This is a genomic window from Lysinibacillus sp. A4 (assembly GCF_024919535.1).
Classification (GTDB): domain Bacteria; phylum Bacillota; class Bacilli; order Bacillales_A; family Planococcaceae; genus Lysinibacillus; species Lysinibacillus capsici.
The window spans coordinates 1-20,101 of the sequence record NZ_JANWTB010000019.1; the positions used below are offsets into that span (position 1 = coordinate 1).

The following is a 20,101-nucleotide window of genomic DNA, read 5'->3' on the forward strand; positions in this document are numbered from 1 at the left end:
AAGATGAGATTTCCCATTACGCAAGTAAGTAAGATCCCTCAAAGACGATGAGGTAGATAGGTTCGAGGTGGAAGTGTGGTGACACATGGAGCTGACGAATACTAATCGATCGAGGACTTAACCAAAAACGTTTGAAGCATTCAATGTATCGTTTATCTAGTTTTGAAAGAACAAGTCTTTCAGCTGAATAAGTGAAGTGATGATGGCAAAGAGGTCACACCCGTTCCCATACCGAACACGGAAGTTAAGCTCTTTAGCGCCGATGGTAGTTGGGGGCTTCCCCCTGTGAGAGTAGGACGTCGCTTCGCTTATTTTTTGTGGAGGATTAGCTCAGCTGGGAGAGCACCTGCCTTACAAGCAGGGGGTCGGCGGTTCGAGCCCGTCATCCTCCACCATTTTGGTCCCGTGGTGTAGCGGTTAACATGCCTGCCTGTCACGCAGGAGATCGCCGGTTCGATCCCGGTCGGGACCGCCATTATTATTGCCGGTGTAGCTCAGTTGGTAGAGCAACTGACTTGTAATCAGTAGGTCGTGGGTTCGACTCCTATCGCCGGCACCATTCCCTTGGAGGGGTAGCGAAGTGGCTAAACGCGGCGGACTGTAAATCCGCTCCTTAGGGTTCGGCGGTTCGAATCCGTCCCCCTCCACCATTTTAGGGGCATAGTTCAACGGTAGAATAGAGGTCTCCAAAACCTTTGGTGTGGGTTCGATTCCTACTGCCCCTGCCAGGTATTGAGGTACTCGTTCATAATACAGCTAATATAATCTATATAGTGGCGATTGTGGCGAAGTGGTTAACGCATCGGATTGTGGTTCCGACATTCGTGGGTTCGATTCCCATCAGTCGCCCCATTTTAAAATTGGGGTATAGCCAAGCGGTAAGGCAACGGATTTTGATTCCGTCATGCCTAGGTTCGAATCCTAGTACCCCAGCCATTTTTAATTTCACGAGCCATTAGCTCAGTTGGTAGAGCATCTGACTTTTAATCAGAGGGTCGAAGGTTCGAGTCCTTCATGGCTCATCATTTTTTAATTAACATGCGCCCGTAGCTCAATTGGATAGAGCGTCTGACTACGGATCAGAAGGTTATGGGTTCGACTCCTGTCGGGCGCGCCAATAAAATCATGTTTACGGAATGTAGCTCAGCTTGGTAGAGCACTTGGTTTGGGACCAAGGGGTCGTAGGTTCGAATCCTGTCATTCCGACCATCTTTCATGTTAAATGGGGCCTTAGCTCAGCTGGGAGAGCGCCTGCCTTGCACGCAGGAGGTCAGCGGTTCGATCCCGCTAGGCTCCACCATTGTAATATTTTTGGAGGTATACCCAAGTCTGGCTGAAGGGATCGGTCTTGAAAACCGACAGGCGGGTAACACCGCGCGGGGGTTCGAATCCCTCTACCTCCTCCATTTTTCGGGTCAGTAGCTCAGTTGGTAGAGCATTAGATTGAAGCTCTAAGTGTCGGCGGTTCGATTCCGTCCTGACCCACCATTATTGCGGGTGTAGTTTAATGGTAAAACCTCAGCCTTCCAAGCTGATGTCGTGAGTTCGATTCTCATCACCCGCTCCAAAATGGGCCTATAGCTCAGCTGGTTAGAGCGCACGCCTGATAAGCGTGAGGTCGATGGTTCGAGTCCATTTAGGCCCATCATTATTCCGAAGTAGCTCAGTTGGTAGTAGCACCTGACTGTTAATCAGGTTGTCGCAGGTTCGAGTCCTGCCTTCGGAGCCACGGCCCGTTGGTCAAGTGGTTAAGACACCGCCCTTTCACGGCGGTAACACGGGTTCGAATCCCGTACGGGTCATCAAGCATGTAGCACAGATGTGTGTTACATGCTTTTTTCTATTCTCCTTTTTGTTAATCGATAAAAGATAATGCAATAGCAGAAAAAGACCTATTGGCAAGGTGAAGGACTAAATTTCATTCCCCTAGCATCTTTCTATGGGCTTCCAATAAACCGCTTTACTTACCACGTACACTTCATGGTCAACATTTTTGTGAAGGCGCTTGACTTCTCTAGTATAGCGATACAGGCGCAATCCTGCCCAGAGAATTAGTGAAACTGGTTCTGCTCTATGCGAAAGCGAAGTACTAGCAGCAAGTAAGTAGCTCAGAGCGATTAGTCTTTCCATCATTTATAAAAATTCTATTGATTTCTTTGTTCTGCAATCCCCTGAAAAAGGCTACATGACTACTGTAGCCTTTTTATAATAATTAAAATCTTTCTCCCTTACATTCTCTTACGAAAAAGAGTCTATAGAGTAAATTTGAACAAACTATTTCATATATAAAATATGTATGTTTTTTCGATTACTATTTTCATGGTGCTTGTTGTTTTGTTCCTCTAATATGAGGATAAGTGGAGGAATCGATATGAATATACAGGAGATACAGCAATTTTTAAATCTATATCAGACAGAACAAAATGAATCAGAACTTTGGTTAAAGAATAGATTACAGGCAGTTAAGGATGCAGGTGAATATCATCCAACAACAGAGGAGCTAGTTTTTGGTGCACGGGTGGCATGGCGAAATAGCAATAAGTGTATTGGACGTCTGTTTTGGCAGTCACTGCATGTGGTAGATGCACGTGATGTTTTAGATGAAAAGGCTATTTTTCAAAAATTACTAGAACATATTGATTATGCGACAAATCATGGGAAAATTCGTCCAACTATAACAGTGTTTGCTTCAGATAGAGTACGGATTTGGAATCATCAACTAATTCGTTATGCAGGCTATGAAACAGATGCAGGCATTATTGGAGATTCACAGTCCATTAAATTTACAAAAGTGTGTGAGTCGTTAGGATGGAGAGGTAAAGGAACTGATTTTGATGTACTACCACTCGTTATACAGGTGGATAATCGTGCTCCTCAAATGTTTGTAATTCCTGAAGAAAATATAGTAGAGGTCTCAATCCGCCATCCAGAGTCAATCGATGTGGAGAAATTAGGAATGAAGTGGTATGCTGTACCCATTATTTCGAGTATGCGTTTTCAAATGGCTGGAATTGATTTTCAAGCAGCTCCATTTAACGGCTGGTATATGGGAACAGAGATTGGTGCACGAAATTTAGCAGATCATGATCGTTATAATATGTTACCTGCCATTGCAGACATTTTTAATCTTGATACAACCAAACATGCGTCTCTTTGGCGTGATCGTGCTTTAGTAGAACTTAATATTGCTGTTCTTCACTCATTTAAAGAAGATGGTGTGAGCATTGTTGATCATCATACAGCAGCTCAGCAGTTTAAATTGTTTGAGGAGGCAGAAAAATCAACAGGAAGAGAAGTGACAGGCAACTGGACATGGTTAATCCCACCACTTTCCCCTGCCACAACGCATATATTCCATAAACCCTATGTAAATATTTATCATACACCAAATTATTTTTATCAAAAACCATGCTATTAGTGTAAAGGAATTGTTTACTTTCAATACTTTTGATGAGAGAGGGCGCTTACTATGTTAAATCAGCAAATTCCCAATATCCCATGGAGACAATTGACGACACCTTATGGTAGAGGTACAGCCATTCCTAAGCTGATAGAACAGGAGCAATACACACAACTAGCTGAATTAATTGAACATCAAGGTACACTGTGGCAGGTGACACCATGGGTTTTGCTTGTCCTGCTAAAAAAGCTTACTAGTAAAAAATTAGAGGTTGTCTCATTACAAGAGGTACAGTTATATTTAGCTGTGGCACATGCTATTACCAAGGATTATCTCGAGCCAGTCAATACTGTTAAAAATATGCAGGAGCTATTAGACGTCAACTATTTGTGGATAGAAAATGAGGATAATGATGAACAGGAGTGGGAGAAAGAAACGCCAAAGGGCTATGAGGAGCAAGCTTTTGTAGGCTATTACTATTATAGTTATAGGCTTTTACAAGAGGCTGTTCCTATTTTTTCTACTATAACAGCTCGTAATAATGAAGCATCAGAATGCCTTGCTGAATTGCTAACATTACTCCAGCAACCCGACAATTAAGTAATGTGTAAACACTATATAGAAATAGAGCAGATGGAGGAATCTAATCCACCTGCTTTATTTAATTTTAATGCACATATTCATCCTTAGAGGCTCTCATTGAGCAAAAGAAGAGTAACATTGCTACAACGACAAAGAGCCATCCCGCAATATTCCAGCCGCCAAATAAATCATGCAAGTAGCCAAAAAGAATAGGACCAATTGCGGCAAATAAATAACCCAAAGATTGTGCAAAGCCTGATAAATCTGCTGCTTCAAATGCAGTACGAGTACGGAGAGTGAAGAACATCATTGCTAGGGCAAATGAAGAACCACCTGCTAACCCTAGAAGAACCATCCACAGTACCCCAAGACTTGTCCATTCCATGACAACCCCAACAAAGCCTACTAAATAGAAGGATGTAAACATCAATACAAGTGGGCGTTGAGAAGTCATTTTACCGGCAATAATAGGCACTGCTAAGGCCATTGGTACTTGTGAGAATTGCATGATTGAAAACATCCAGCCAGCTTTATCAGGGGCTAAACCTTGAGCAATATAGATCTCAGGTATCCAAGCTGCTGTTGTGTAGAATAATAAAGATTGTAAACCCATTGCCCCTGTGACAGCCCAAGTAACAGGTGATTTCCATAAAGGTGTACTGGTCTTTTTAGATGTAGTAACTGGTTCCGGTTTATTTGACTTTAGTTGAGGTATCCAAATTAAGATTGTAATGAGAACGAGTATGAGTGCAATGGAAAGTGCACCTTGCCAGCCTAACCATGAATTAGCTATCGGATAGCTAATACCAGCACCAAGGCCTGCAGTAAAATTCATGGACATGGTGAAAAAGGCCATTAATAAACCCACATGATAGGGAAATTTCAATTTCAATAATCCTGGAATTAGTACATTTCCAAAAGAAATGGCTACGCCAATTAACACAGTACCCAATAGAAGTAATTCTGTAGTACCAAGTGAACGTAGGACAATTCCTAAGGCCAAGAGAAAAGTTGATAAAAATAATGTTAGCTCAAGCCCTAGTTTGCGTGCTACAACTGGTGCAAATGGAGATATAACAGCAAAAGCCAGCAATGGTATCGTTGTTAGAAAGCCTGCCAATACATTAGATATTCCAAGATCTTCACGGATAAAGGATATAATTGGGCCAACAACAGTTAGTGGCATTCGTAATGTAGAGGCTATAAAGATAACTCCAAAGACTAAAAGTAAGGTTGTTCCTTTCCAGCTAATTTTTTTACTTGGAAAACTAGTGGAATGATCATTTGTAGTCAAAATAAAATCCCCCCTAATAATAATCATTCTAATTGAACTACTATAACACTTTATCACACTATTAAAAATAGTAGAAGATTCATAAAATACAGAACATTTATGGTTGTATTGAAATGTCTATGGTCTTATGTTAGTATAATAAACATCATAAATTTAATAATTATATGCCTCATGTTTGTATTGAGGTAGAGGTCGCGATATTTATAAGTATGCTAATTGAAATGACAAGCATTGATGAAATTAGTTGAAAGGAAATATTGCCGAAGTGTGAGGGGACTTGAAAACCTCATGCTGGGGCTGTCTCCGAAAGGAACAGAACTGTCACGTTTGCACAACGTGTTGAGCTATCATGTAGGAAAAACTGAGGATTAATGTAGCCATCACAGTGTATATGTGATGGCATTTTTTTGCCTCATAAATAGGAAGGAAGCTATATCGTGAGTGAAATAAAAGTAAATCAGCTCGGACATAAAGCACCGAAGCTGAAAAAAGAATTAAAAAGCCGTCATATTACAATGATTTCTTTAGGCGGTACAATTGGTACGGGGCTATTTTTAGCCAGTGGAGGAGCAATTGCTCAGGCAGGACCTGGAGGAGCATTGCTTGCCTATGCTTTAATTGGTATTATGGTGTATTTTTTAATGACAAGTTTAGGGGAAATGGCTGCCTATATGCCATCATCAGGTTCATTTAGTACGTATGCAACGAAATTTGTAGATCCTGCTTTGGGCTTTGCATTAGGCTGGAACTATTGGTATAACTGGGCAATCACCATTGCTGCCGAAATTGCTGCTGTGTCATTAATTATGAAATATTGGTTCCCAGATAGTTCATCAGCACTTTGGACAGTATTATTTATTGCTGTTGTACTGACGTTTAATTTACTATCCGTAAAAAGTTATGGTGAAAGTGAATATTGGTTTGCCATGATTAAAGTAGCAACGGTTATTGTTTTTATTATCATTAGCTTACTAATGATTTTTGGTATTTTAGGTGGGCAGGCTCCTGTAGGTTTCACTAATTTCTTTGTTAGTGATGGGCCATTCCATGGTGGCTTCCTTGCTACATTTGGTATTTTCCTAGCTGCAGGATTTTCATTCCAAGGGACAGAATTACTAGGAATTACAGCTGGTGAAACAGATGATCCTGGTAAAAATATTCCGAAGGCTGTTAAATCTGTATTTTGGCGTATTCTTTTGTTTTATATTTTAGCGATTGGTGCAATTGGGATGTTAATTCCATTTACAGACGAACGTTTATTATCAGAAGATATCGCAGTATCACCGTTTACACTAGTGTTTGACCGCCTAGGTATCGCCTTTGCTGCTTCATTAATGAATGCCATTATTTTAACGGCTATGCTTTCAGCAGGAAATTCAGGACTATATGCATCTTCTCGTATGTTATGGCAATTAGCTATGGATGGACATGCACCTAAATTTTTTGCAAAGCTAAGTCGTAGAGGTATTCCGATTTATGCACTTATGGCAACATTAGCTGTAGGCTGTTTAGCATTTTTGGCATCCTTCTTTGGCGATGGAGTGGTTTATATCTGGTTATTAAATGCTTCTGGAATGTCTGGGTTTATTGCATGGCTAGGTATTGCGTTTAGTCATTATCGTTTCCGCCGAGCGTTTGATGCACAGGGCTTAGATCCAAAGTTATTACCTTATAAAGCCAAATTATTTCCGTTTGGACCATTATTTGCTTTTACAGTTTGTATGATTGTAGTCATTGGACAAAATTACACAGCCTTTACAGGCGATAAGATTGATTGGTACGGTATCCTTGTTTCGTATATTGGGATTCCATTATTTTTAGCATTATGGTTTGGCTATAAAATAAAGCACAAAACAAAAATGCTTCCACTTAAAGATTGTGATTTAAAAGTTGAAGATTAGATAATAGAGCTGTTCTATAAACCAAAGAGTGATGGTTTATGGAGCAGCTCTTTTTTCAACACTCATAAACAAATCACTAATCAAACATCATAAATATGGTAATGTAATATACATATGGAAATTGGGTTTTGATAGGAGAGGTGCATCATAGTGCAAAAGCATATTTTACTTGTAGAAGACGATGAAGCCATTCGTGAAATGGTTTCTAATTACTTAACGATGGAAGGTTTCCATGTCACAACAGTGACTAATGGCGAAGAGGCATTACAAAATTGTTTGCAAAAAACCTTTGACTTAGTCATCTTAGATATTATGATTCCTAAATTAAATGGATTGGAAGTATTAAAGATTATTAGAGAGCAGGCAGCACTTCCTATCATTATTATGTCTGCAAAAGACAGTGATGTTGATAAAGCATTGGGCTTAGGATTAGGGGCAGATGATTATATTGCTAAACCCTTTTCTATGCTGGAATTTTCAGCACGTGTAAAGGCTGTTATCAGAAGAGCTACGAAATACTCTAGTCAAGCTGAACAAAAGCAAGAAGTCCTAGAAATTGATAATTTAAAGATAGATATCGTTAATTTTTCAATAACAAAGAGCGGACAAGAGATAAAGCTGACATCAAAGGAATTTTCCATTTTAAAATTGTTTGTGACAAATCGCCACAGAGTTTTTACCAAAGAGCAAATTTATCAGACGATATGGAAAGATGCCTATTACGGAGATGAAAATATTATAAATGTACATATCAGAAGACTACGTGAAAAAATAGAAGATGATCCGTCACATCCTCAATATATTAAAACCCTATGGGGAATCGGCTATAAATTTGAAGGGTAAAACTATATGATATTTCTATTATTATTAATCATTGTATTGCTAATCGGCATTCTTATTTTTCAATGGAAAATCAAGAAGGAGCAAGAACGTGCTATCCAATATATTCATCGAAAACTACACGTAATTGTGAATGAACAGACGTATGAAAAGATTCTAGTAACAACTACAAATTCAGAAATTCAACAGTTACTTATTACACTGAATACTTTGCTAGATCAACATCAAAAAATTCAGGCTACGCATCGTAAAATGGAAAATTCCATGAAAAAGATGTTGGCCAATATTTCACATGATCTTAAAACGCCTTTAACCGTTGTACTTGGCTATATTGAAATGCTTCAACTTCAAAATGGGATTAGTGACGAGGAACAGCAACGTTTACTTAAGGGTGTACATGCTAAAACATTAGAAGTATTAAAAATTATTCATACATTTTTTGACTTGGCAAAATTAGAGGCTGGGGACACAGATTATCCAATCACTAAAATCAATGTCAGTGAAATATGCCGAAAAAATGTTTTGTCTTTTTACGATTTGGTTACTTCACTGGGATTAGATATTAAAATTGATATCCCAGAAAGCTCCATATATGCACTTGGTAATGAAGAAGCATTAAATAGAGTGTTAAACAATCTACTGTCTAATGCTATTGCATATGGAGCAGATGGCAATGTAATTGGAATTACCATAAGAAATGACGAAGTCAATATTGATATTGATGTGTGGGATTGTGGCAGGGGCATTGATGAATATCATATCGATCGCGTTTTTGAAAGAATGTATACGCTTGAGGATTCTCGAAATAAATCTTTCCAAGGTAGCGGTTTGGGACTAACGATTACAAAGAGACTAGTAGAAATAATGAATGGCTCCATCCGTTTATCGAGTATTCCCTATGAAAGAACTATTTTTACGATTTCGTTAAAGCGAATGATGTATTAAATCGATTATGCTTGTAGAGCTTTAATGCTTTGCAGGCTTTTTTACTTAAGAAATATGTAAGAATGCAGTAATAAAATAGAGAGTTTCATTTTTTATAATGAAGCTAGTCACAATTGAGGGAGAGAATTACATGACATACATTGTAAAAACAAATCAGCTTACGAAAGTGTACGATGGAAAGGAAGTTGTTTCTGCTGTCAATATGAACGTTAAGAAGGGAGAAATTTATGGATTTTTAGGTCCAAATGGTGCGGGTAAAACGACTGTTATGAAGATGCTAACTAATCTTACGAAGCCTACAAGTGGGGATGTAGAAATTTTGGGGACGAAATTGACGGATAAATCCTATGAAATACTAAAAAGAATGGGGACAATTATTGAATATCCTATTTTTTATGAAAAATTAACGGCTAGTGAGACCCTGGAATTACATTGTGAATACATGGGTTATTATGATAAGAAAGAAATTGCACATGTTCTTAATTTAGTAAAGTTATCGAATACAGAGAATAAGCAGGTTAAAGATTTTTCTCTGGGAATGAAGCAGAGATTAGGTATCGCAAGGGCCATTATTACAAAGCCAGAGTTACTTATATTAGACGAACCAATTAATGGATTAGACCCAGTAGGGATAAAGGAGTTAAGAGAGCTTTTCAAGATGCTTTGTAAAGAGTACGGTATAACCATTATTATCTCTAGTCATATTCTGGCTGAAATAGAACAATTGGTCGATACAATAGGTGTTATTAAGAATGGAAGGCTCATCACGGAGGTAGCAATGGATACTATTAATCGTGATCAGGTCAATTATACCGAAGTGATTGTAAGTGATGGGAAAAAGGCAGCGTTTATTATTGAAAGCGAATTGAACATTACTAATTTTAAGCTAATGGATGATAAAACGATACGTATATACGACTCAACTGTATCCCAAAAAAGCCTATCTAGAGCATTAATTGAACATAACGTTGAGATTGAAGAGATTAGTAAAAAAACAAGTTCATTAGAGGATTATTTCTTAAAGCTAATCAATGGAGGTGTTGTCCATGCTTAATTTAATGCGTTTAGAAATGAAAAAATTTCATTTAGGTTCATATGTTAAAGGAGCCATTATCGCTAATTTTGTTATTCTTGGTTTCTTGTTTATGATTTTATTTATTTCTAAAGTTGAAGGAGACCCAGGGCTTGAAAATTATGAGGTTGCATTCAGTGTTATTGATTCATTTGTAAGAGCAGTTTTTATGATTTTTGCTTCTACGTTAATAGCTAAGTTAATCATCGGAGAATATAAATTTAAAACCATTACATTAGCCTTTATGTATCCTATAAGTAGAAAGAAATTAATGGTCGCAAAGCTTGCTATTGTCATGCTATTTACTTTCAGTATGATCATTATCTCCAATGCTCTTATTACAACCATTTTTTGTATCATAAGCGATCGATATGAATTAATTCCTGATGTACTATCAAGTTCTTTAATTATCCAGCAAATACCTTCTGTATTGATGAATGCGATTGCTGCCTCAGGTATAGCTTTAATCCCATTGTATTTCGGGATGAGAAAATACTCTATACCGACAACTATCATTTCATCTATTATAATTGTGTCTGTAACTTCATCAAATTCAGGTAACTTTACTTTAAACGATATTATTATTATTCCAATTACTTTAGCAATCGTGGGTCTTGGTATTGCTTATTTAGCCATTAGAAATATCGAAAAGGTGGACGTTTAATCAAAAAGATACCAGGTGCTCATTACTATAGAGTACCTGGCTTTTTGTTATCCAAAAATTGTTTCCCACAGTAAGTAAATATTTAACGTAACAACAATGACTACGACAAACCAACCTAAAACAGTTGTAATACGGTGATTAACTAAGCTTCCCATGATGTCTCGTTTACTTGTAAACATAACCAGAGGGACAAGTGCAAAGGCAATACCAAATGATAAAACAACCTGACTAAGAACGAGAGCATAGGTAGCATTCACACCAGAGGCAATGATTGCAAGTGGTGGCACCATGGTAATCGCTCTACGTAAATAAAGAGGTATTTTTCTTTGAATGAAGCCCTGCATGACAACATCACCTGCTAAAGTCCCTACAGAGGAGCTAGCAAGCCCTGCAATAAGTAAACCAAGACCAAAGGAAATGGCAGCCATTGGGCCGAGCGCCTCTTTTAAGCCATTGTAGGCAACATCTAAATCTTCAACTACAACGCCTTGGGTATGGAATACTGCTGCGGCAATTATGAGCATGCTCATATTGATGGCACCAGCAATAATCATAGCGATGATAATATCGATAAATTCAAATCGAAAAATGCGTCTTTTTTCTTCTTCATTACGACCAATAATACGGCTTTGTGTTAAAGAGGAATGTAAGTAAATAGCATGAGGCATAACGGTTGCACCTAAAATACCTGTTGCTAATAATAGTGAATCTACACCTTCAAAGTGTGGCGTGAACATGCCAATCGCTACATCACCCCATGCTGGCTGCGCTAAAAATGTTTGGAAGGCAAACGCCAATACAACAATTAAAACCATGCCAGAAATACCTGCTTCAAAGGCTCTAAATCCTCTTCTTTGCAACTCTAAAATAGCGAATGAACCCACTGCTGTAATCAATGCGGCGGGAAGCATTGGGATATTAAAAAGTAAATAAAGCCCTAGTGCTGCTCCGATAAATTCCGCGAGGTCTGTGGCAATGATGACCAATTCCGCCTGTATCCATAAAAAGATAGATGTTTTTTTAGAAAAATGCTCGCGTGCGACTTCAGGTAAATTTTTTCCTGTGGCAATCCCAAGTTTGGCAGACAGGGACTGAATTAACACGGCCATTAAATTAGAAAAGGCTATAACCCAAAGTAGCAGGTAGCCGTATTGAGAGCCTGCTGTAATATTTGTAGCAAAATTGCCAGGATCAATATAGGCGACTGCTGCAATGAAAGCAGGTCCTAAAAATGGCAAAAATCTTCGCCAACCTTTTATATCTCCATCTAAAACCGCCTCTGCAGACGATTTTGTGACTCGTTTGTAAACCATATTGTTCCCTCGTTTCAAAAAGTATCATTAGTGAAATAAAGTTTCCTATAGGAAAATAAGATATTAGTATTCTAACGCTAGGAATAAAAAAAGTGAAGTAGTTTGCTTTATCCTTCTAAAATAAGTATGCTCTTTTGGATGAAGTGAATGAGTAGAAAAATTAAATTGCAGGAAAAATTCGAAATTTATAGAACTAATGAAATGAAGAAGGGAGACAGGGTGATGGATATGGTATGGGTAAAATCAAAAGTAACAATTCCACGTACAGTGCCAAATGTATTAGAGAGGAAGAAATTATTTTCTATTTTATCTAACAATCGAATGAAGAAACTAACCATTATACGGTCAGCCGCAGGATACGGAAAGACGACTCTTTTAAGTCTGTGGTTGAAGCATATTGATGAATCGGTAGCATGGTTTACTATCGATCAGAATGACAATGATCCTGTGAAATTTTTAAAGTACTTAATACATACATTATCTTTTAGCATATTGAATGTAGAACAAAAGTTAAACAATATATTAGATGAAACACCACCTTTTGAAATAATTATAGATACAGTGTTAAACGATTTGAATACATATAAAGAAAATATTCATATTGTTTTTGATAATTTTCAAGAAATCCACAACCCTCAAATTCATCAAATTATCAATCGACTTATTGAATATTTACCAGCCAATGCACGGATCTATATAACCACACGAACTAATTTAGAACTTTCACTAGCAAAATGGCGTGTAAAAGGTTGGATACTAGAAATCGGGACGGGTCAATTATGTTTTGATTTAGAAGAGCTACAATCTTTCTTTAATTCTGTTACTAATGATGAACAGAAGGATGCGCTGAAGCCTTTATTAAAGACTACAGGGGGCTGGATAGCAGGTATCCAACTGATAAAGCTATCAACAGGTGGAATGATAGGTAATCTTAGTAGTGAAGAAATTTTAGGCAAAGCTAGTTCATATATACATGAGTACTTCATGCAAGAAATTCTTTTAATATTACCTCAAGAATTGCAAGATTTTCTACTAAGAACTTCCATTTTAAACTACTTAGATCCGAGTGTTTGTGCATCCATCACGAACGGATTAGATAGTTTAACTACATTCTCAGAGCTGGAGAAAAATTGTTTGTTTATCGAACAAGTACAAGCTCATCCACCCGTTTATCGTTACCAAACTTTATTTAGGCATGCCCTACAGGTAGAATTTCAAAGGCAATATTCCTATGAAATGATTACCTCTATTTATTACGAAGCAGCCACTAATTTATGCCAAGGAGAAGACTATGTAGCGGCAATTGAGCTTGCTTTAAATGGCGAATTATACAAGCTTGCACATGAATGGATTCAAAAATATTTAGTCGAAATATTTGCCGAGGGACATACTCTATTATTCGGGCAGTGGATACAGAAATTAAGGAATGCGCAGTTTCCAGTAGATATTAATATGCTTGTCTTATATATTACTACTCTGTTTTCAACCCATGAAATTGATCAGGCGAATAAAATCATAGAGGAACTACTTTTAAAACAAAATAAATTGAAATGGATGGATGGTTTTCAATTTATTGCTGTCTCAAAAATCTTTGAAATTTTGAATGCTTATATTGGTTATATGGAAGATGGGGATATTGAAAGGGCAAAAGTAGGCTTACAAACACGTGTAAATGTAAGAAAGAATAAGTCATCTTTATATGATATTTCATTAAAATATAATCAATTTGAACCTAGAATTTTACGTACTTTTATAGGTGCAAAAGGAAAATTCTTACCAGTAGAAAAAATGGATGAACTGATTAGCGTGTTGAATGAAAGTGAAATAAGGGAGCGAAATATTACAGGCGTTACCTATGGATTACTAGCTGAAATTTTGTATGAAATAAATGATTTAGATAGGGCAAGTAAAGAGTTAGAAATCGGTTTACAATATGGTTTGCATTTTCAAGATCCAGGATTATTTATACCAATGTACTTATTAAAGGCACGTATTTATATGACTAAAAAACAATTCGAAGAAGCACATCTGTTATTGATTGAAGCTATGAAGGAAACCGATAAACCTTATTGGATCGGAATGCTCTATATTATGAAAGCACAATCTTATTTATTGGAAGGAAATATTTCATATGCGCAACAGGAATTTTTTAGAGTGACGGATTTTATCAATTATAGAATTGCATCAAAAAATCCCTTTTATTTATTAGTTGAGGGTAAAATTCTGTATGCTAAAAACCAACTGGAGGAAGCATTGCAAATTGCTATTCGTTTAAAAGAAGGAGCAATTCAGGAAAAGCAAATCGTTACGCTTATTGAAGCGGGTCTGCTAGAAGCCATTTGTCATTTTTCACTTGGTAAAGAGGATTGGGCTTTAATAGTATTACACGATGCTCTTGAACATGGACTGTCATATGGGTATTACCGTACATTTATAGAAGAGGATTCTATCTGGCCATTACTTAATAAATACTGGCGTCTACGTCAGCATAGTAAGGGAGATACATTTAAGTCAGTGCCGTTAGCCTATGTAAATAAACTATTACAGAATGACAGCAAAGAAGATGAGTTTTTCGCTAACTTTACTGCAAGAGAAAAAGATGTTCTACAATTACTTGCAGAAGGTGCTTCTAATAAGGAGATTGCACAACAATTGCAGTTGACAGAGGGAACTATTCGTATATATTTAACGGGAATTTACAGTAAACTAGGTGTGAAATCTCGCACGAAGGCCATATTATGGGCAAAAGAATGGCTAGGCTTTTAAAGTTGTTAAAGAGAAAGGAGGTTTACATGATGCCAAATATTTTAGTAGCCTCAAAAACAACAGTCCCTCAAACGGGCAAGCAAATTATAGAAAGAGAACGATTAAATGCTATTCTACATCAGTCAACAGCAAAACTTATAGTAGTACAAGCACCAGCAGGGTATGGTAAAACCACTTTTCTAAGTAGTTGGTTTCAGCAACTTGAGACGGCAGTTGCATGGTATACGGTGGACCAAACAGACAATGATCTAAACCGCTATTGGAAGTATTTAATTCATGCTATTGGTCACTCCTTACAGCCAGAAGCTGCCTCTCGGATTAATTCTATACTCCATGCTCAACCACAGTTACCATTAGAATTTTTAGTGGACTCTCTTTTAAATGAATTATCGCTATCTACTAAAAAGATTCATATAATGATTGATGATTATCATCATATTCATAATGTTACTATCCATCAAGCGATGATTCGACTAATTGATTTCTTACCTGAACATTGCTTTATTTATTTGACTAGTAGATCATCTATTTCATTACCGATTGCAAGGTGGAGATTAAACCATTGCTTGCTTGAAATTGGTTTAGAGCATCTACTTTTTACGTATGAAGAGACAAAAGAATTTTATAAAAATTTAAATAAAAAGCTGGATGTAAAGGTACTTCAAAAGGTTTTTGAGATAACAGAGGGCTGGCCAACAGGGTTGCAATTGACTAATTTAGCAGGTTTCCACAATGTAGACAAAGAGTTTAGAGAAAGTAATTTATATGTGTTCCAATATTTAATGAGTGAGGTTTTTTCCAAACTAGCACCACCCCTACAAATCTTTCTTCTTTATACTTCACTTTTAGAACAATTAACCGCTGATACGTGTAATGTCCTAACAAACCGTACTGATGCTCACCTAGTCTTATTAGAGCTTGATCAACAAGGTTTATTTATTAGCAGAGTAGAAGCAAAAGAACAGGTTTTTCGATATCACAATTTATTTAGAGAAGCATTGCGCCAAGAGTTGAGCAATCGTTTTACTCAGCAGGATATTATTTTTTTATATGAAAAGGCAGCTGTAGCTTTATATAATAATGGGAATTTTTTATCTGCTATAGAGCTTGCTTTAAGCGGCAACGTATTTATGTATGCTGAACAATGGATTCAGGAGCATCTTGTAACATTCCTTTCCTGTGGTCATTCCACATCCTATGTAAAATGGATTGATACATTTTTGTCTAATGGCTATGAGGTACACCCAGAGTTGATGGTAATGTATGCTTATACACTTGCAGCATTACACAATTTAGAAGATGCTTATCAGACGATACTAGAACTAGAACAAAAGCATAGGTCCAATCAATGGATGAATAAAAGTGAGTATGCATCCGCTGTCGATGATTTTCTAGGTGTGAAAGCCTATGTTTTTGTGATGAAAAATGGAGACCTTTCTCAAGCTGGGGAATACATTCGACAAAGACTGGAGAGAAATCCAGTCGGGTCCAAATGGGACGCAATATTTATCCAATATAATCAAACAGAGCCAATGTTGTTTAGAACAAATATTGGATCTCGAGGAAAGTTGCTTTCAGATGAACAGGCTATGTCTTTTTTTGCTAAGTTTAGAACAGGGAAATTTAAAAACTTAAGTATGACGGGCTATAGCTATGGCGTGCGTGCAGAAAAATTATATGAGTGGAACCAATTTGCTGAGCTATCAATAGAATTAGAGGAAGCTATACGTTCTGGACATCAATTTCAAGATGCAGGATTGTTAGTACCGATGTATATTCTTAAAAGTAAAATGGCTGTGTTAGAAGAGCAATATATAGTTGCTCAAGGCGTTTTGGATCATGCAATTGAAGCTGTCAATGAACGCCATTGGATTAATAGTATAAGAGTGATGAAGGCACTTTTATTTTTACGTGAAGACAATATTGTCCAAGCAGAACAGGAGTTAGCTAAGGTCAAAGAAAAAGTAGATAAGGATACGCCATTTTATTTGCTAGTAAAAGCACGTTATTTACTCATGAAAGGACATCCACTAGCAGCACAGCAATTGATTAGACAGGTACAATCGCAGGCACAACAACAAGAACAGCTATCCACTCGTATAGAAGCCACAATATTATTAGCCATATGTTTGGGTGAGCAAGGACAAGCAGATGAGGCGTTAGAAACGTTACACCAAGCATTGAAATTAGCTGAACCTTATAACTATATAAGAACTTTTTTAGATGAGAATAAAATTATTCCCCTTATGAGGGACTATATTGATGTTTGCCAGAAGCATGCTAAAGAAGACTGGGATGAAGTAATCATTAGCTATGTCTATCGATTACTGAATTATGTTCAAGAACTAATACCTGTATTAGAAGTTCTTTCTACTCGTGAACAAGAAATATTTTCACTACTTTCAGAAGGTGCTTCAAATAAGGAAATAGCAGAGCAACTATTTTTATCTGAAGGGACCATACGCGTGTATCTTTCAGGAATTTACAATAAGCTAGGAGTAAAAAATAGAGCCCAAGCATTGTTATTAAAACAATCCAAATAAAACAAACCGCTATCAATTTATTGATAGCGGTTTATTTTTAGTTAGTGAAAAATTAACATTCCTCAATAGTAGAAGTAAATTGATTTTTTTAAGATAAAGAAGAGTGTTTTTCTTTATAAGGATAAATGTATGGAAACAAAGGAAAGGGGCTATTTGAAGCTGAAAATTTACAGAAGGAGAGAGGATGAATGAAGAAAAACATTACCATTATGCTTATTGTATTACTGCTCTTTTTCCAATGGGGACAATCCCTGACCTATGCGAATGAACAAAATGACATAGAAGAAAAAGCTAAAGAAGCAGGGGGAAATGAAGTAGATAATAAGAGTGAGGTTGATGTTCATGAGCAAATAGATAACGATCGTGATTTAACCAATTCCAATACAAGCGAATTTGAGATACAACCAAATAGCGCAGGTGTAACGATTGTAAAATATTTAGGTGCGGGGGGATCAGTGGTTGTTCCTGAAACCATTGAAGGGAAACCCGTAACAATAATAGGAAATCTCGCGTTTTATGAATCTAACCTAACAGAAATAGTGATTCCTGAAAGCGTAATAACGATAGGCGATTGGGCTTTTGCCAAAACTCAACTAAGCACGATTGTGATTCCCGATAGTGTGGAGGATATAGGACGTTGGACATTCCAAAATAGTAAATTAACAAGCGTAACCATTTCAAAAAACCTCACCACCATAGGAGCTCAAGCATTTTATGGTAATCAGTTAGTACATGTGGACATCCCTGATGGTGTTACGGCTATAGATTATCAGGCTTTCTTTGGAAATCGATTAACAACTGTAAATATTCCTGATAGTGTAACAATAATAGGAGCCCAAGCTTTTACAAACAATCGGATAACAAATATAAAGATTCCAAATAGTGTAACAAGCATAGGAGATGAGGCTTTTGGCTATAATCAGTTAATTAATGTCGAACTTCCAAACAGTATAACAAGTATAGGAAATTATGTATTTGATAGTAATAGGTTAACAACTGTAAATATTCCCAATAGTGTTACTAGTATAGGGATAGGAGCATTCCAAGCTAATTACTTAACGAATGTAGAACTTTCAACTAGTCTTCTTAGTATAGGGAATCTCGCGTTTTTTGGTAATAAGTTAAAAACTATAGTCGTTCCTAATAATGTTATAAGTATAGGTGATTGGGGATTTGGTCAAAATCAACTAACATCTATACAACTTCCTAATAGTCTTCTTAGTATAGGAAATCTGGCATTTTATGATAATCAATTATCGACTGTATCGTTCCCAAACAGTTTAACGAGCATTGGGGATAGGGCATTTGAATATAATCGGTTACAATGGGTTCAATTTAATAGCCCATTAATGTTGGGAGTAAATGCATTTAACAGCCAAGGTAGTACTTTTGACGGTTGGTACCAAGATTTATCATGGGTAACAAAATGGGATGTAAATGTAACACAACCCTTGAGAATTTATGCCAAGGGGAATGTCCAACAGTACACAGTTACATTTGAAACAAATAGTGATGGTACTACCATAGAAGAACAGAAAGTATTGTCTGGGGAAAAGGTGGTAGAACCCGATGTTCCAGTGAAAGCAGGTTTTACATTTGATGGTTGGTATAAGGATGAAGAATTGAATAAACCCTGGAATTTTAATACAGATGTGATAACAGAAAATAAAATCTTGTATGCAAAATGGTTAAAGAATTCGCATACTGTCACATTTCACTCTGATACAGACATTACAACTGTCGAAGTACCAGAAGGAGCGCTACTCAGCAAACCGAGTATTCCAATAAAAGAAGGACATAAATTTATTGGCTGGTTTAATGAAGAACGTACTACAGAATGGAACTTCGACACATTTAGGGTAACGTTTGATATAGATTTATATGCTGTGTGGTTGAAAAATGTATATGGTGTCAGATTTGAAGCAGGAAATAGTACTACCCCTATAATAATTGTCGCAGAATATGGAGATAAGTTGGAAGAGCCAGAACCGCCAATCTTAGCAGGACAAATATTTGCGGGCTGGTATAAAAACCCTGCTTTAACTAAACTATGGGACTTCGCAACAGATGTGGTCACAGAGCACACAACTTTATATGCAAAATGGGATATAGTGCAACAACAGTATGTGGTTCAATTTGAGTCAAATGGTGGAAGTCCGTTACCTAGCCAAACTATAAATTCTTATATGACGGCTACTAAACCAGAAAATCCCGTAAAAGTTGGATATACATTTGCAGGCTGGTATAAGGATAAAAAATTCACAACCCTATGGGAATTTGAAATAGATAAAGTGACAGAAAATATAACCTTATATGCGAAATGGGATTTAGTACAGCAATATGAGCTTAAATTTGAGTCAAATGGTGGAAGTTCAGTTCCAAGTCAAACTTTTACTTCTCCTATGAAGGCTACTAAACCAATTAATCCAACAAAAACGGGGCATCTATTTGTAGATTGGTATAAAGACGCAGAACTCCATAGTCTATGGAATTTTGAGATAGATAGGGTGACGGAGGATACAACTTTATATGCAAAATGGGAAAAGGTCATCACACAATATACGGTGGATTTCGAAACAAATGGAGGTAGCACAGTAGTATCACAGAAGGTAACTGAAGACACCTTAGCAATAAAGCCAGCAGACCCAACAAAAGCTGGATATGAGTTTGCAGGTTGGTATACAGATGCTGTATTCAGTACACCATGGAATTTTACAACGGATAAGGTAACCGAAAATACAACTTTATATGCAAAATGGGAAAAGGTCATCACACAATATA

General features: G+C 36.9%; 12 protein-coding genes, 17 tRNA genes, 2 rRNA genes and 1 riboswitch. Of the genes, 29 read left to right on the plus strand and 2 right to left on the minus strand.

Annotated features, from left to right (window positions below; genetic code table 11):
- The 21 genes from NY607_RS23225 to NY607_RS23325 form a co-directional block, all read left to right on the plus strand.
- Positions 1-125 (plus strand): 23S ribosomal RNA (locus tag NY607_RS23225); the annotation flags it as partial.
- 67 nt (positions 126-192) lie between these two features.
- Positions 193-308: ribosomal RNA gene (gene rrf, locus NY607_RS23230) — 5S ribosomal RNA — on the plus strand.
- Positions 309-319: 11 nt separating this feature from the next.
- Positions 320-395: transfer RNA gene (locus NY607_RS23235), tRNA-Val, on the plus strand.
- Between the two features lie 4 nt (positions 396-399).
- Positions 400-475 (plus strand) — tRNA-Asp (locus NY607_RS23240).
- An 8-nt stretch (positions 476-483) separates the two neighbouring features.
- Positions 484-559, plus strand: a tRNA-Thr gene (locus NY607_RS23245).
- Between the two features lie 7 nt (positions 560-566).
- Positions 567-650, plus strand: a tRNA-Tyr gene (locus NY607_RS23250).
- Positions 651-654: 4 nt separating this feature from the next.
- A tRNA-Trp gene (locus NY607_RS23255) sits at positions 655-728 on the plus strand.
- Positions 729-776: 48 nt separating this feature from the next.
- Positions 777-852 (plus strand) — tRNA-His (locus NY607_RS23260).
- Positions 853-861: 9 nt separating this feature from the next.
- Positions 862-936, plus strand: a tRNA-Gln gene (locus NY607_RS23265).
- A 13-nt stretch (positions 937-949) separates the two neighbouring features.
- Positions 950-1,022: transfer RNA gene (locus tag NY607_RS23270), tRNA-Lys, on the plus strand.
- Positions 1,023-1,040: 18 nt separating this feature from the next.
- A tRNA-Arg gene (locus NY607_RS23275) sits at positions 1,041-1,117 on the plus strand.
- 15 nt (positions 1,118-1,132) lie between these two features.
- Positions 1,133-1,209 (plus strand) — tRNA-Pro (locus tag NY607_RS23280).
- A gap of 15 nt (positions 1,210-1,224) precedes the next feature.
- Positions 1,225-1,300, plus strand: a tRNA-Ala gene (locus NY607_RS23285).
- Between the two features lie 13 nt (positions 1,301-1,313).
- Positions 1,314-1,406, plus strand: a tRNA-Ser gene (locus NY607_RS23290).
- 6 nt (positions 1,407-1,412) lie between these two features.
- Positions 1,413-1,488, plus strand: a tRNA-Phe gene (locus NY607_RS23295).
- A 5-nt stretch (positions 1,489-1,493) separates the two neighbouring features.
- Positions 1,494-1,567 (plus strand) — tRNA-Gly (locus NY607_RS23300).
- A gap of 4 nt (positions 1,568-1,571) precedes the next feature.
- Positions 1,572-1,645: transfer RNA gene (locus NY607_RS23305), tRNA-Ile, on the plus strand.
- Between the two features lie 7 nt (positions 1,646-1,652).
- Positions 1,653-1,729, plus strand: a tRNA-Asn gene (locus NY607_RS23310).
- A 1-nt stretch (position 1,730) separates the two neighbouring features.
- A tRNA-Glu gene (locus NY607_RS23315) sits at positions 1,731-1,802 on the plus strand.
- Between the two features lie 569 nt (positions 1,803-2,371).
- A complete protein-coding gene (locus NY607_RS23320) occupies positions 2,372-3,418 on the plus strand; it encodes a nitric oxide synthase oxygenase (RefSeq protein WP_131522377.1) in 1,047 nt (348 codons plus the stop codon).
- A 51-nt stretch (positions 3,419-3,469) separates the two neighbouring features.
- Positions 3,470-4,000, plus strand: coding sequence for a hypothetical protein (locus NY607_RS23325; protein WP_131522378.1), 531 nt, complete (start codon positions 3,470-3,472; stop codon positions 3,998-4,000).
- Between the two features lie 67 nt (positions 4,001-4,067).
- Here the strand turns inward: NY607_RS23325 and NY607_RS23330 are convergent, their stop codons facing one another.
- The gene (locus NY607_RS23330) at positions 4,068-5,276 is read right to left on the minus strand and encodes a CynX/NimT family MFS transporter (protein ID WP_131522379.1); all 1,209 of its coding nucleotides are present in this window, start codon (positions 5,274-5,276) and stop codon (positions 4,068-4,070) included.
- Between the two features lie 178 nt (positions 5,277-5,454).
- Positions 5,455-5,631: riboswitch (Lysine riboswitch) on the plus strand.
- A gap of 82 nt (positions 5,632-5,713) precedes the next feature.
- Here NY607_RS23330 and NY607_RS23335 point away from each other — a divergent pair.
- The 5 genes from NY607_RS23335 (at position 5,714) to NY607_RS23355 (ending at position 10,698) form a co-directional block, all read left to right on the plus strand.
- Positions 5,714-7,177 carry an amino acid permease gene (locus tag NY607_RS23335; protein ID WP_131522380.1) on the plus strand — a complete coding sequence of 488 codons (1,464 nt, stop codon included), beginning with the start codon at positions 5,714-5,716 and terminating at the stop codon, positions 7,175-7,177.
- Positions 7,178-7,327: 150 nt separating this feature from the next.
- Positions 7,328-8,020 carry a response regulator transcription factor gene (locus NY607_RS23340; protein WP_131522381.1) on the plus strand — a complete coding sequence of 231 codons (693 nt, stop codon included), beginning with the start codon at positions 7,328-7,330 and terminating at the stop codon, positions 8,018-8,020.
- 6 nt (positions 8,021-8,026) lie between these two features.
- Complete coding sequence (locus NY607_RS23345) at positions 8,027-8,962, plus strand: sensor histidine kinase (RefSeq protein WP_131522382.1); 936 nt, start codon at positions 8,027-8,029, stop codon at positions 8,960-8,962.
- Between the two features lie 130 nt (positions 8,963-9,092).
- A complete protein-coding gene (locus NY607_RS23350) occupies positions 9,093-10,016 on the plus strand; it encodes an ABC transporter ATP-binding protein (protein ID WP_237899110.1) in 924 nt (307 codons plus the stop codon).
- On the plus strand, positions 10,009-10,698 hold the full coding sequence (locus NY607_RS23355) for an ABC transporter permease (protein WP_048391929.1): 690 nt from the start codon (positions 10,009-10,011) through the stop codon (positions 10,696-10,698). Before NY607_RS23350 ends, NY607_RS23355 begins: the two co-directional genes overlap by 8 nt.
- A 47-nt stretch (positions 10,699-10,745) precedes the next feature.
- Here NY607_RS23355 and NY607_RS23360 read toward each other — a convergent pair whose 3' ends face one another.
- A complete protein-coding gene (locus tag NY607_RS23360; protein WP_131522384.1) occupies positions 10,746-12,011 on the minus strand; it encodes an Nramp family divalent metal transporter in 1,266 nt (421 codons plus the stop codon).
- Positions 12,012-12,233: 222 nt separating this feature from the next.
- Here NY607_RS23360 and NY607_RS23365 point away from each other — a divergent pair, with 222 nt between their 5' ends.
- The 3 genes from NY607_RS23365 to NY607_RS23375 all read left to right on the plus strand — a co-directional run.
- Positions 12,234-14,777: a winged helix-turn-helix domain-containing protein gene (locus NY607_RS23365; protein ID WP_259420441.1), complete on the plus strand. Its 2,544-nt coding sequence runs from the start codon at positions 12,234-12,236 to the stop codon at positions 14,775-14,777.
- 29 nt (positions 14,778-14,806) lie between these two features.
- Positions 14,807-17,320 (plus strand): winged helix-turn-helix domain-containing protein, encoded by a 2,514-nt coding sequence (locus NY607_RS23370; RefSeq protein WP_259420443.1) that lies wholly within the window; start codon positions 14,807-14,809, stop codon positions 17,318-17,320.
- A 188-nt stretch (positions 17,321-17,508) separates the two neighbouring features.
- The coding region (locus NY607_RS23375; protein WP_259420445.1) for an InlB B-repeat-containing protein at positions 17,509-20,101 on the plus strand (2,593 nt) is incomplete at its 3' end.